The sequence below is a fragment of the Pseudarthrobacter sp. S3 genome (assembly GCF_050156905.1).
Classification (GTDB): Bacteria; Actinomycetota; Actinomycetes; order Actinomycetales; family Micrococcaceae; genus Arthrobacter.
Genome location: NZ_CP189583.1, coordinates 863,433 through 875,912, shown reverse-complemented (window position 1 = coordinate 875,912; position 12,480 = coordinate 863,433). Strand labels below are relative to the sequence as shown.

8 protein-coding genes, 2 tRNA genes and 1 pseudogene are annotated in these 12,480 nt (G+C 67.0%); 5 read left to right on the top strand and 6 right to left on the bottom strand.

Annotation, left to right across the window (positions count from 1 at the left end; all coding sequences use genetic code 11):
- Nucleotides 1-13 precede the first annotated feature (13 nt).
- The 4 genes and pseudogenes from ACQCSV_RS04310 to ACQCSV_RS04295 all read right to left on the bottom strand — a co-directional run bounded on the left by ACQCSV_RS04310 (nt 14) and on the right by ACQCSV_RS04295 (nt 2,981).
- A complete protein-coding gene (locus ACQCSV_RS04310; RefSeq protein ID WP_354154644.1) occupies nt 14-298 on the bottom strand; it encodes a DUF1540 domain-containing protein in 285 nt (94 codons plus the stop codon).
- Between the two features lie 343 nt (nt 299-641).
- Nucleotides 642-1,269, bottom strand: a pseudogene (locus tag ACQCSV_RS04305) (ABC transporter ATP-binding protein); the annotation flags it as partial.
- Nucleotides 1,266-1,877 carry a PadR family transcriptional regulator gene (locus ACQCSV_RS04300; RefSeq protein WP_426939196.1) on the bottom strand — a complete coding sequence of 204 codons (612 nt, stop codon included), beginning with the start codon at nt 1,875-1,877 and terminating at the stop codon, nt 1,266-1,268. The pseudogene ACQCSV_RS04305 and the gene ACQCSV_RS04300, both read right to left, overlap by 4 nt.
- Before the next feature lie 120 nt (nt 1,878-1,997).
- Nucleotides 1,998-2,981: an NAD(P)H-quinone oxidoreductase gene (locus tag ACQCSV_RS04295; RefSeq protein ID WP_354154646.1), complete on the bottom strand. Its 984-nt coding sequence runs from the start codon at nt 2,979-2,981 to the stop codon at nt 1,998-2,000.
- Nucleotides 2,982-3,090: 109 nt separating this feature from the next.
- Between ACQCSV_RS04295 and ACQCSV_RS04290 the strand changes: the two genes are divergently transcribed.
- Together ACQCSV_RS04290 and ACQCSV_RS04285 are read left to right on the top strand one after the other, a co-directional pair.
- A tRNA-Ser gene (locus ACQCSV_RS04290) sits at nt 3,091-3,178 on the top strand.
- Between the two features lie 148 nt (nt 3,179-3,326).
- Nucleotides 3,327-4,094, top strand: a complete 768-nt coding sequence (locus ACQCSV_RS04285) for a VOC family protein (protein WP_354154647.1) — start codon at nt 3,327-3,329, stop codon at nt 4,092-4,094.
- A 31-nt stretch (nt 4,095-4,125) separates the two neighbouring features.
- Here the strand turns inward: ACQCSV_RS04285 and ACQCSV_RS04280 are convergent, their stop codons facing one another.
- Complete coding sequence (locus tag ACQCSV_RS04280; RefSeq protein WP_426939522.1) at nt 4,126-6,105, bottom strand: FAD/NAD(P)-binding protein; 1,980 nt, start codon at nt 6,103-6,105, stop codon at nt 4,126-4,128.
- Between the two features lie 75 nt (nt 6,106-6,180).
- On the opposite strand from ACQCSV_RS04280, the gene ACQCSV_RS04275 reads away from it, so the two are divergent.
- The 3 genes from ACQCSV_RS04275 to ACQCSV_RS04265 all read left to right on the top strand — a co-directional run bounded on the left by ACQCSV_RS04275 (nt 6,181) and on the right by ACQCSV_RS04265 (nt 10,281).
- Nucleotides 6,181-8,481 carry a prolyl oligopeptidase family serine peptidase gene (locus ACQCSV_RS04275; protein WP_426939195.1) on the top strand — a complete coding sequence of 767 codons (2,301 nt, stop codon included), beginning with the start codon at nt 6,181-6,183 and terminating at the stop codon, nt 8,479-8,481.
- 135 nt (nt 8,482-8,616) lie between these two features.
- Nucleotides 8,617-8,704 (top strand) — tRNA-Ser (locus ACQCSV_RS04270).
- Nucleotides 8,705-8,799: 95 nt separating this feature from the next.
- Complete coding sequence (locus ACQCSV_RS04265) at nt 8,800-10,281, top strand: MFS transporter (RefSeq protein WP_354154649.1); 1,482 nt, start codon at nt 8,800-8,802, stop codon at nt 10,279-10,281.
- On the opposite strand, the gene ACQCSV_RS04260 is transcribed toward ACQCSV_RS04265, so the two are convergent.
- Nucleotides 10,205-12,385, bottom strand: a complete 2,181-nt coding sequence (locus ACQCSV_RS04260; protein ID WP_354154650.1) for a RecQ family ATP-dependent DNA helicase — start codon at nt 12,383-12,385, stop codon at nt 10,205-10,207. The two genes, ACQCSV_RS04265 and ACQCSV_RS04260, sit on opposite strands and share 77 nt — an antisense overlap.
- Between the last annotated feature and the right edge of the window lie 95 nt (nt 12,386-12,480).

The window sequence follows — 12,480 nt, the reverse complement described above, 5'->3', positions numbered from 1 at the left end:
GCGGGAGCAGTGGCTAAGCGTGTGCGTACGTAAGGCAGTCCGCGTTGTCAGCGCCCGGGCCAACATGGACCTCCGGGGCATTGCACATCAGGTGGTCATTGTGGACGCACTCGGAGCGCTGGCATGCTCCAACATCCGCCAGGACTTTGGGCAGCCCGCCGTGCGTCCCGGTGTCGATGAACGTGGCGCAGCTGGCGTGGTCTTTGCTCCCGCCAACCGTGATGGCCTGGGCCGTACAGCCTTCATGGTCATTAAACGAGCAACGGGTAACACTGCAATCGGCAACATGGGTTGTCATATGAGGTCCCTCCGAACTTCGGCTGTCCGGGAGGGACAGCGCCCTAGGCCCCACGGTAGGCCCGCTGGGCCCAATCAAAAAGACCCAACTGTGTGACCTAATTACAGGCCCTGCCCAACTCCACGGCCCAACCCAGCTGTCCGGCTCCCCCGCACTCCTCCATTGCCGCGGCAGACCGCTCAGGTCCCCACCTCCCGGCGGGACACCGGAAGCCTCGCCCGCGTAAACAGCCAAGCCAGGACCGCACCGGTGAGCGGCACCGCGATCAGCAGCGCCACGAGCATGGGCCGGAACCGCGCCTGGGTGGCGCCGAGCTGGTATTGCACGCGCTCGGCTGCGGTCTCCTGGCCTCATGGGTCACCAGCATCACGGCCGCACCGGCATCGGCACGTGCACGGAGCACTTCCATCACGCCGTGGCCGGTGGTGGAATCCAGGGCTCCCGTAGGTTCGTCGGCCAGGATCAGCCGGCGGTCGCCCACGATGGCCCGCGCAATGGCCACCCGCTGCTGCTGGCCGCCGGACATCTGGTCCATAAAGCGGTCCGCGAGTTCCGGGATTCCCACCTGCCGCAGCGCATCCAACGCCTGGCGTTGCGCCTTCCGGGTGGGCCGACCCGTCCAGTTCCAGCGGCAGCGCCACGTTTTCAGCCGCGGTCAGGGTGGGGACAAGGTTGAAGTCCTGGAAGACGTAGCCGACGGCGCGGCGGCGCAACCGGGCGAGATCGTTCAGTCCCAGCCCGCCCAGTGGCGTGGACTCCACAAAGACATCGCCCGACGTCGGCCGGTCAAGTCCCCCGGCCAGCGCCAGAAGGGAGGATTTCCCGGAACCTGACGGGCCCATCACCGCGACGAACTCGCCGGCGCTGATACTGAGGTCAACCTCGCGCAACGCGGCGACCGCCGTCGCGCCTTCACCGAACGTCCTGCTGACCTTGGCGAGTTCCAGGACCTGCGGCCCCTGGACGCTCATCGGCGGTTGTCGGCGATGACCGGGGAAGCCTCTTCCACAGTGACCCCGTTGGACGATTTACGGGGTGATGCGTGGCCTGCGGTCTGCGCCTGCTGCAGCATCCGGGCCTCGCATAGGTCCAGCCAGCGGACTTCCGCTTCCGTCTGGAAGATCAGCGAGTCCACCACCAGCAGCCAGGCGGTATCCGCCGCCCGCTGGTTGGCGGCCGTGTCACGGCGGGCCTTGGTGTAGTCCTGCAGCGCCCGGATGGACGCCACCCGCTGGGCCTGGATGATGGACTGCACATCGACGCCGGGCAGCGTGACCGCGAGCGCCAGTTTGATGGCCAGCTCGTTCCGGGGCGGGTTGTTGCGCTCCACGGGCGCGGCAAACCAGTTCTGCACTTCCGCGTTGCCCCCGGGGGTGATGCTGTAGACCACGTGGCCTTCGCCGTCACTGCCGTCATTGCTGACCAGTCCGTCGCGTTCCAGCCTGTCCAGGGTCGTGTACACCTGCCCGATGTTCAGGGGCCAGGTGGACCCGGTGCGGTTTTCGAACTCAACCCTGAGCTGGTAGCCGTACCGCGGCTCGTCCTGCAGCAGGGCGAGGAGGCTGTGACGGATGGACATGATGCTCCTAGCGGGGGCGTGAGCGTCGGTATGCACGGACCCTCAAGACCAGTGCATACCGCGTATAGAGTGAGGCTAACCGAGTCCGCCGCACATAGCAATACTCAGTATTTGCCCGGGCTACACAACCAGCAGGATCTTGCCCACATGGTCGCCGCTATCGAAGTACCGGTGCGCGGCCGCAGCCTGGTCCAGCGGGAAGGTCTTGGCCACCAGCGGGCGGATCCGGCCATCCGTAATGAGTGGCCACACGGATTCGCGCACCGCGTTCATGATGGCGCCCTTCTCCGCCACCGGGCGCGGCCTCAGTGCCGTGGCCACCACTGCCGCACGCTTCCGCAGGAGCTGGCCAAGATCCAACTCGCCCTTGGCACCGCCCTGCAGGCCGATGACTATGAGCCGGCCGTAGTCAGCGAGCGCATCAACGTTCTGCGCCAGGTACTTGGCACCGACGACGTCGAGGATCACGTCGGCACCCTTGCCGCCGTTCTGCCGCCGCAGGCTGTCCGGAAAGTCCTCTTCGGTGTAGTTGATGGCGATGTCTGCGCCCAGGAACGCCTTCGCCGTTCCCACCTTTTCCGCTGTCCCCGCGGTGGTGGCCACCCTGGCGCCGAAGGCCTTGGCCATCTGGATCGCCATGGTGCCGATCCCACCGGTGGCGCCGTGGATCAGGACGGTCTCTCCCGCCTGCAGCTGCGCCGTCATGATCAGGTTGGAGTAGACCGTGGCTGCGACTTCCGGCAGCGACGCAGCGGTGACCACATCAACGCCGTCGGGAATCCGCAGGACCTGCTCCGCCGGCACCGCTACCTGCTCCGCGTAGCCTCCGCCGGACAGCAGAGCCACTACTTTGTCACCCACCGAGAAGGCTTTGGTGACTCCCGGACCAAAGCCGGCGATCCGCCCGGAGACTTCCAGCCCGGGGATCTCGGAGGCACCGGGCGGAGGCGGGTAAAAACCCCGGCGCTGCTGCACGTCTGCCCGGTTCAGGCCGGCGGCGACGACGTCGAGCAACACCTCGCCTGGCCCGGGCACCGGCGCGTCCACCTCGCGGATTTCCAGCACTTCCGGACCACCGGGTTCGACAATGTAGACGGCTTTCATGGCGGACTCCCGTTTTCTAGCTGATTCGTGCCCCAGAACCAGTGTGCACCGGACGCACGGCAGACTCTGTTTTGTTGCAGCCAACTGCCTATGAAACACTACTCGTTAGGGAAGGTTGTCCGAGCGGCCGAAGGAGCTAGTCTTGAAAACTAGTGTGCGGTAACCCCGTACCAAGAGTTCGAATCTCTTACCTTCCGCGAATGGAACCCCGGTACGCCACATGATGGCGGGCCGGGGCTTCTTCGTTTAACCGGCTCACGGGCCCCACACCGGACCCATTGAAACTGTCGGAGCCTGGACATAGGGTCGTTCCTGTTGCCACCCATCGACAGAAAGAGCCCCGCCATGCCTGCACCCGAGATCACCCCCGGCGCTCCTTGCTGGATCGACCTTATGACATCGGACATCGCCACCGCCCGCCGATTCTACGGCGAACTGTTCGGCTGGGAATACGAGACCGGAGACGCGGAGAAGTACGGCGGTTACACCACCGCTCGGAAGAACGGCAAGACCGTGGCCGGGCTGATGCAGAAGGACGCGGACCAATCAGGCATGCCGGACGTCTGGTCCACCTATCTCCGCTCGGACGACGCCGAGGCCACCGCGTCCGCCGTCGCGGCCAACGGCGGCCAGGTCTACATGGCGCCCATGTATATTCCGGAACAGGGCCACATGGCCATCTTCGGTGACGCCGCCGGCGCGGCCATCGGCGTGTGGCAGCCGCGCGAAATGAAAGGGTATGAGCTCGTAGCCGAGCCCGGCGCTGCCGCTTGGCACGAGCTCCATACCAAGGACTACGACACGGCCGTGAAGTTCTACCAGGTCGTGTTCGGCTGGGACACGGATGTTATGAGCGATGCACCGGAGTTCCGGTACACCACCCTGGGCGCCGGGGACTCCGCGAAGGCCGGCATTATGGACGCCTCCGGCTACCTGCCCGCTGACGTTCCGTCCAATTGGCAGGTCTACTTCAACGTGGAGGATGCGGACGCTTCGATTGAGAAGGCCGTTTCGCTCGGAGCGACCGTCATTGACGGGCCGGAGGATTCTCCGTTCGGCCGCCTCGCCTCGCTGGCCGACCCCACCGGAGCGACGTTCAAGATCATCGCATAAATGAATTCCCTTGAAGCAATAGCGGCAGGCTTCAGCGTCCGAGGATCGCCTGCGCGATTTCGTCGGCGTCGCGGAGGGTCCGCTGCCCGCTGGCGTACGTGGGGCCGCCAGGCTGGAGCGCTTCCGCGGCAATGGCCGTGCCCCACTGGGTGGCAGATAGCTGCAGGCCCAGCACAAACAAGCCATCCGTGACCGAGCCGTTGGCCGCAAGCGGCCGGTACGGGTGCGGCGCAACGTCGAGCCCGGTGGCCTGCACCGGCGCGCCTTCCGCCGTCATCATCAGCCGGGGCCGCACCATCCCGTCCGCGAGGAGCTGTTCCAGCAGCGGTGAATCGTTCGCGGACACGCGGTTGGCCGGCGCGAGGGCCTCCACCATGGTCTTCGCCGCCACCGGCGGACCGCTCACCCATGGTGAGACGGCGGCAAAGCGGCCAGTCCGTCGGTCCACGCTGAACCGGGGGTCTGGCCCCACAAAGCTGACCACGCCGGCGCGCGCCAGGGCGGCCAGCTGTTCAGCGCGCAGCGCAGGCGGCCCACTGGCCAGGCCCTCCACAAACGACTCGAACCAGCCACGCAGGCCGGCCACCCAGGACTCATCGGTGATACCGCCGTCGGCCACTGCCGTTTTCAGCACCGAGCGCCCGTGATGCAGGGCGCCGATGGCCATCTTCACCGGATCCTCCTCGCCGAGGGCGGAGCGGCGGGCGTCGTCGAGCAGGTACTCGACGACGGCGGCGTCCAGTTCAGCGCGCGATCCGAGGGACCTGCCCGCCAGGGGAGATGCGAGTCCCCGCAGATCCAGCCGGTGCCGCGGCCCGACGTGCACGGCCAGGACGCTCTCCACCGCGGCCTCCCAGTTGACGGCGCTGTGGGCATGCGGGCGCAGCGCCTCATCCAGCGCGGCCAGGAACGCGGATGCGTCGGGGACGGCCGCCGGCTGCGAGCGCACCAGGGTGGAGTAGTAGGCCCAGAGTGTGTCGCGGTGCAGAAGGGGCCAGAGATCGTGGTCGAAACCCGGACGGATCCCGGTGGCCGCGAACCGCTCCAGCGCGGCCTCGGTCAGGTACCGCAGGGTGACCGACGCCGGGTAGTAACCGGCCAGCGCCGCCTTGGCCCGGTACGGGACGCCGCGGCGGGAGCCGGCAATGATCCGGGGCTCGTGGCCGGAAGGCTGATAGTCAAGCCGGGTTCCGGCGTCGATGAACTTTCCGCCGCGGCCCTCCGTGAGCTGGCCCATCACGTCGAAAAAGTTCAGCCCCATACCCCGGACCAGAACCGGTTCGCCGGGCGGAACCGCGGCCCAGTCGACGTCCGCCGGGACCGCAGGCGGAAAGTAGCTCAGGCCCAGCTGCGCGGCCGATGCCTGGAGTTCGCGCTGCTCGGGGTTCAGCCGGGACGCAAGGTGCCCCAAGGCCAGCACCACGGAATCGACCGTGAGCGAACCTCCGCTGCCGAGTCCGACGTCGAACGCTCCGGCATTTGGGATTGCCTCCCCCGGCGTCCCCGCTGTTCCGTGGTCTGAAGGGCGCACCGACACGGCGGTGGTTTCGTGGAAACTGACGGTGACGCCGTCGGGCAGTTTTGCCGTCAACTCGTCCAGCGTGCAGCGCAGGTAGCGGCCGTAGAGTGCCCGGCTGGGGAAGTCCCGCGATCCCAACGCAGCCAGTTCGGACCGCTCGTTCAACGTCAGGGCAGGCATCGGCTCACGCTGCTGGCGGGCTCGCCAGTGGTCGAACGTGGTGCCCGCGACGGGCGGAGCCAGCCGGGGGTCCTCCGGAATAACCGTCGGATAGAAGGACGGGGTGTTCATGAGGTACAGCCGGGACTGGCCCGGCTGCCAGACATGCCCCGGACCTGCCGGATAGGGGTCGATGACGTCGATATGAAGGGCTGCGGAGCCGGGATGGGCAGCGGCGTGTGCCGCCGCGTGTGCGAGCAAGCGCTCCAAGACACTGGTTCCCCGGGGTCCGGCGCCGATGATGGCTGCCCGGATGCTCTTCGATTTACCCACGGCATCCAGAGTATCGGCATGCGCTACAGGCACTTGACTTGCCTGCGGCGCGAAATTCTTGTTTGGATGGGGCGCATGACCACCACTGCAGCTGATCAAGCGCCCGGTTCATCGCCCGCCCCCGAACCCACAGATGAGAACGTCTGGCTGGAGGAAATCTACGGCGAGGCACCGCTTGCCTGGGTCCGCGAACAGAACGCACGCACCGAGGACCTCCTGGAGGACGCCGATTACGCAGGACTGGAAGGAAGCATCCTGGAGGTGCTGGACTCCACGGACCGGATCGCCATGGTAGGCAAACGCGGCGAGTGGTACTACAACTTCTGGAAGGACCAGGCGAACCCGAAGGGGCTGTGGCGCCGCACCACCTGGGAAAGCTACCTGACGGACTCCCCCGACTGGGATGTCCTGCTGGATGTGGACGCCCTCGCCGCCGCTGAGGGTGAGGAGTGGGTCTTCCACGGTGCCACGTTCCTGCGCCCTGCCGCCGGCGAACCATACCGCCTGGCCCTGCTGGCTCTCTCCCCCGACGGCGGCGACGCCAACCGTTACCGCGAGTTCGACGTCGGGACCCGAACGTTCGTTGACCCGGCCAGCGGCGGTTTTGACCTGCCGACGGCCAAGGGAAACGTCTCGTGGCTGGACGCGGACACACTGCTGGTCGCCTCTACGGCCGGGAACCTGCCGCGGACCGCCTCCTCCTACGCCCGGACGGCCGTCACCCTGCGGCGCGGCGAAACCCTCGCCGCGGCTGCCCGGCTTTTTCAGGTGCCGGAGGACCACATGATGGCCGTGGTGGCGCATGATTCCACTCCCGGCTTCGAGCGCACGTTCGCTGTGGACTACATCGATTTCTACAACCGCAGCACCTTTATCCGCTGGGACGACGCCTGGCTCGAGATCGACGCGCCGACAGATGTGAACCTCAGCGCGCATCGCGAGTGGCTCCTGTTCCGGCCGCAGCAGGACTGGTCACTGGCCGGCACAACGTACCCCGCCGGGTCCTTGTTGGCCGCGAAGTTCGCAGACTACCTTGCCGGGGCACGGGAACTTTTGGTGCTCTTTGCCCCGGATGCACACACGTCGCTGCAGTCGTGGAGCTGGACCCGGAACTTCCTGCTATTGAACCTGCTGCGGGATGTCTCGTCCGAAATCCGGGTGCTGGATCCTTCCGCGCCCGGTGCAGCAACGGACGGGAGTGCGGCCGATGGCGGCGCGACCAAACGGGGCACGGCCAACGGGGGCGCCTGGGCTTCCTCGCTGCTGGACGCCTGTCCGCCGCTGCACGACGTCAACGCCTACGCTGTGGACGACGAAGACGAAGGACCGGCCGACGGCGGTGCCGGCGACGATTTCTGGTTGGTCGCCACCGGCTTCACCACTCCCAGCACACTGATGCGCGGAACACTGGAGCGCGCTGGATCCGGCAGCAGCGATGAAGCGGGCACGGTCGGGGTGACCGCTGCTGTGGCGACCACTAGCGTGGTGAGCCATCATGCGGAAGTGAAGGTGTCGCCGTCGTTCTTTGACGACGACCAGTACGAGGTGCAGCAGCACTTCGCCGTGTCCGCGGACGGCACCCGGGTCCCGTACTTCCAGGTGGCATCTCGGGACTTGGTCCTGGATGGGCAGAACCCGACGCAGCTCTCCGGCTACGGCGGCTTTGAGGTTTCCCGGACCCCTGCGTACAGCGGAACCGTCGGCAGGGCGTGGCTGGAGCGCCGTACCGCCACTTCCGGCGGGCCCGGCGAGGCAGCGCACTCCCGCGGCGGTGTCTACGTGGTGGCCAACATCCGCGGCGGCGGCGAATACGGGCCGTCCTGGCACCGGGCCGCGCTGAAGGAAAACCGGCACCGCGCCTTCGAGGACTTTGCCGCCGTGGCACAGCACCTCGTCCACCGCGGCGTCACCTCCCGCGAGCGGCTTGGCTGCGTGGGCGGGTCCAACGGCGGGCTGCTGGTGGGCAACATGCTCACGACTTACCCGGAGCTTTTCGGAGCTATCTCCTGCGGCGTTCCGCTGCTGGACATGAGGCGCTACACGCGGCTCTCCGCCGGGCACTCCTGGATCGCCGAATATGGCGACCCGGATGTGGCGGCGGAATGGGAATACATCAAGACCTTCTCGCCGTACCACCTGCTCAAGGACGGCGTGGAGTACCCCGAAACATTCATCTGGACGGCCACGTCGGATGACAGGGTGGGGCCGGTCCAGGGCCGCAAGATGGCTGCCCGGATGCAGGCGATGGGCATCCCGAATGTCTGGTTCCACGAGGCGCTCGAAGGCGGCCACGCCGGGGCGTCGGACAACCGGCAGGCCGCCGCCCTGCAGGCCCGCAGCCAGCACTTCCTGTGGCGGACGCTGGCTGGCGGATGAGCGTAGGGCACTGTTCCTGGGCCCGGCGCAAGGCATACCGTGGGGCAGGGCGCCAGGGCTGAGCCAGGCGTTCGGCGGCCGTTTTGCACTGCGTGCCCCGTTCTGCGTATCCTTGGTGGGCTAGTAATAGCCATTGGAGACGTGCCAGAGCGGCCGAATGGGCTTCACTGCTAATGAAGTGTGGGGCACAACTCCACCGGGGGTTCAAATCCCCCCGTCTCCGCGTTTGGCCCCGGTCCTGGACCGGGGCCTTTTGCGTTCCCGGGGCGGGAGCCGGGTGTGGGGCTCCACCCGGGGCGGCGGTGGCAGGATAGTGGGATGGCAGCAAGCAAGGCCCCAGGGACGGAAACCAGCACAAGCCCGGCGTGGAATCCCCGGCTGGCGCTACTGGTGGCTGCCACGTTCTTTATGGAGTTCCTGGACGGCACCATCCTGACCACTGCCATCCCCAACATCGCCAACGACTTTGGCGTTCCAGCCGCCGACGTAAACATCACCATGACGGCCTACCTCATGACCGTAGCAATGGGAATCCCGCTCAGCGGCTGGCTTGCAGAACGCGTGGGGGCCCGCAAAGTATTCTGCTTCGCAATTGCCCTGTTCACGGTCGCTTCATTGGCCTGCGCCATAAGCCCCGACCTGACCGTGCTGACGCTGAGCCGGATCCTGCAGGGCGCCGGTGGGGCCATGATGGTTCCTGTCGGCACCCTCCTGGTACTGCGCGGCACACCCAAGTCGGAGCTCCTGCGGGCCACAGCCTTCCTGGTGTGGCCGGCGCTGCTGGCGCCCGTACTGGCGCCGCTGGTGGGCGGCGCCTTGACAACCTACCTGTCGTGGCACTGGATCTTCCTCATCAATTTGCCACTGGGTGCGGCAGCCTTCATCGCCGCACTGAAGCTGGTTCCAACCGGCGCAGGAGACAGCACCCGCCGGCTCGACTGGCTGGGCCTGCTCCTCACCACAACCGGCGTGGGCGCACTGGTGGTTGGCTTGGAACTGGCCACCGCACACCCCAACGGTCCATGGGCTGCATTGAGCGCCGCTGCAGGCGGGTGTGCCCTCATTGCGGCCGTACTGTGGATGAAGCGGGCCAAAAATCCGCTGTTCGACCTCAGTGTTTTTTCAACGCGCACATTCCGGGCCATGGCTACCGGCGGGTTTGTCTACCGCCTGACCATCAGTTCGGTGCCGTTCCTCCTGCCGCTTATGTTCCAGACCGGCTTCGGCTGGTCGCCCCTGCACGCGGGAATCATGGTGGCGGCCGTGTTCATCGGCAACATCGGCATCAAGCCGGCCACCACGCCGCTGATCCGACGTTTCGGTTTCCGGGCCATCCTGGTCTTCGGCTCCCTGGCCTCGGCGGTGACCTTCGCACTGTGCGCCCTACTCACTCCGGACACACCGCAGGCCCTGATTTTCGCCTTGCTGGTCTGCAGCGGGGCTTTCCGCTCCATCGGCTTCTCCGCCTACGCGTCAGTGCAGTACGCGGACATCGCGCCCGCACAGCTGACGTCGGCCAATTCCGTGTCGGCGACCCTGGTGCAGCTCGCCGCAGGGGCCGGCATCGCTGTTGGCGCCCTGCTGATCCGGATTTTCGACGGCGTGGGGGCCTTCCCCGCCGATCACGCCGGACCCTTCCGCGGAGCCTTCCTCACCATGGCCGTCCTGATGCTCTTGAGTACGGCGGACAGCCTGTCCCTGCACCGGCAGGCTGGCGCCGAGGTCAGCCGGCCTGGGCAAGCACCAGCGGAAGAACAGCCCCAGCCCCCGCCTGGCGCAGGGCACGTCCAGCAACGGTAACGGTCCACCGGCTGTCCACGAGATCGTCGATCAGCATCACGCCTTGGCCACGAAGTGTTGCCATGGCGGCTTCCAACTCCGGGCCCACCACCACACGGTCCCAAACGCCCGCCAGCCGGTACGCGCTGTTACCGCCGCGGCTTCCCGTGGGTCCGCCATGGCCCAGGGCCAGCTCGCCGAGGTAAGGGATCCGGCCGATTTCAGAAATTCCCTGGGCAAGGGACCGGACCAGTTCGGGCTTGCTGCGGGAGGGCATGCTCACGATCGCCGCCGGCCGTCCTGCACCGCTCCAGCCCGGGTTCCGGCCGTCACCGGTAGCCCATTCCCGCAGGACCTGGACACAGGCCTGCAGCATGGCGGGATCCACCGGCCGGTCCGCGGCCCCGGCCGCGAAAAGTTCCCGCAGCGCGCCGCCCCAGCCGAGATCAGTCAGCCTTGCCAGCACGCGGCCGTCCGCCAGCCCTTCGTCCGGCTTGATCTTGCCCTTGACCGGAACGCCCAGGCGGTCCATGCCGCTGGGCCACTGCAGCCGTGCCTCCAGGACGCCTCCGGCGCGGGTGAGGGTCTGGCCCGCCGCCGCCGTGGCATCCGCGGCTATGTCAGCCCGGAACCAGCGGCCTGCGCAGTTATCGCACTTCCCGCAGGGGTGCGCGGTCTCGTCATCGAGGACCGAGGTGATGTATTCCATCCGGCATCCGGCGGTGTCCTGGTAGATCACCATGGAGTCCTGCTCGTCCACCCGGGCCTCGGCGATTCGGCGGTAACGCTCGGCGTCGTAGATCCAGGGCTGGCCGGTGGAACGCCACCCGCCGCCGACACGTTCCACGGCGCCATCCACGGCCAGGACCTTCAGCAGCAGCTCCAGCGGGGTGCGGCGGAGGTCAACCCGGGCCTCCAAAGCCACCGTTGACACGGCAGTTCCGGCGTCAGCCAACGCCGTCAGCACCGCTGTGGCTTTTTCCTCCGAGGGCATGGAGGCGGTGGCGAAGTACTGCCAGATATCCCGGTCTTCAGAACCTGGCAGCAACAGCACGTCTGCGTTCGCCGCGCCACGGCCCGCACGGCCCACCTGCTGGTAGTACGCCACCGGGGAGGACGGTGCCCCGAGGTGGACGACGAAGCCAAGGTCCGGTTTGTCGAAGCCCATGCCGAGCGCCGAGGTGGCCACCAGCGCCTTAACCTGGTTGTCCTTGAGCATCTGCTCTGCTCGCTCCCGGTCAGCGGGATCGGTCCTGCCGGTGTAGGCCTGTACGGTGTGCCCGGCTTCGGCGAGAAGCCGGGCGGTGTCCTCCGCGGCGGAAACGGTCAGCGTGTAGATGATGCCGCTGCCGGGCAGGTCGGCCAGGTGCGTCAGGAGCCAGCCCAGCCGTTCGCGCGAATTCGGGAGTGTGAGGACGCCCAGCCGCAGGGAATCACGGCCCAGGGTTCCGCGGATAGTGAGGACGCCCGCACCAAGCTGTTCCTCGATGTCGTGGACCACGCGCGAGTTCGCTGTGGCAGTGGTAGCCAGGACAGGAACGGACTCCGGCAGCTGGGTGATTAGGTCAGCTATCCTGCGGTAGTCCGGCCGGAAATCGTGGCCCCAGTCCGAAATACAGTGTGCCTCGTCAATCACCAGCAAGCCCGTCCGCCGGATGAGCTCCGGCAGCTGGTTCTCACGGAAGGACGGGTTGGTGAGCCGTTCCGGGGACACCAGCAACACGTCGACTTCATCGGCGGCGAGCTGTTCCCGGACGGTGTCCCATTCCAGCTGGTTCGCCGAGTTGATGGCCACAGCACGCACTCCGGCGCGGGCGGCGGCAGCGACCTGGTCCCGCATCAGGGCGAGCAACGGCGAAACTATCAGGGTGGGGCCGGCCCCGCGGCGCCGGAGCAGCAGGGACGCCACAAAGTACACCGCCGATTTTCCCCAACCGGTACGCTGGACCACCAAAGCCCGCCGGCCGCCGTCGACCAGCGCTTCAATAGCCTCAAACTGTCCGTCGTGAAAATCCGCCTCCGGATGCCCCACAAGTTCGCGGAGAACCTCCAAAGCCTGGCTTTTTGTGGCGGACGGCGAGTCAGGGGAAGCGGAAAGAAGGGCGGCGTTCTGGGTATCAACCATTGATTCAGTATCCCAGCCCGCACCGACACCCATAAAGCCGGGACCTCCGTATGTGGACAACCGGGAAGGTCCGCGGGTCCACGTAAGATAAGACC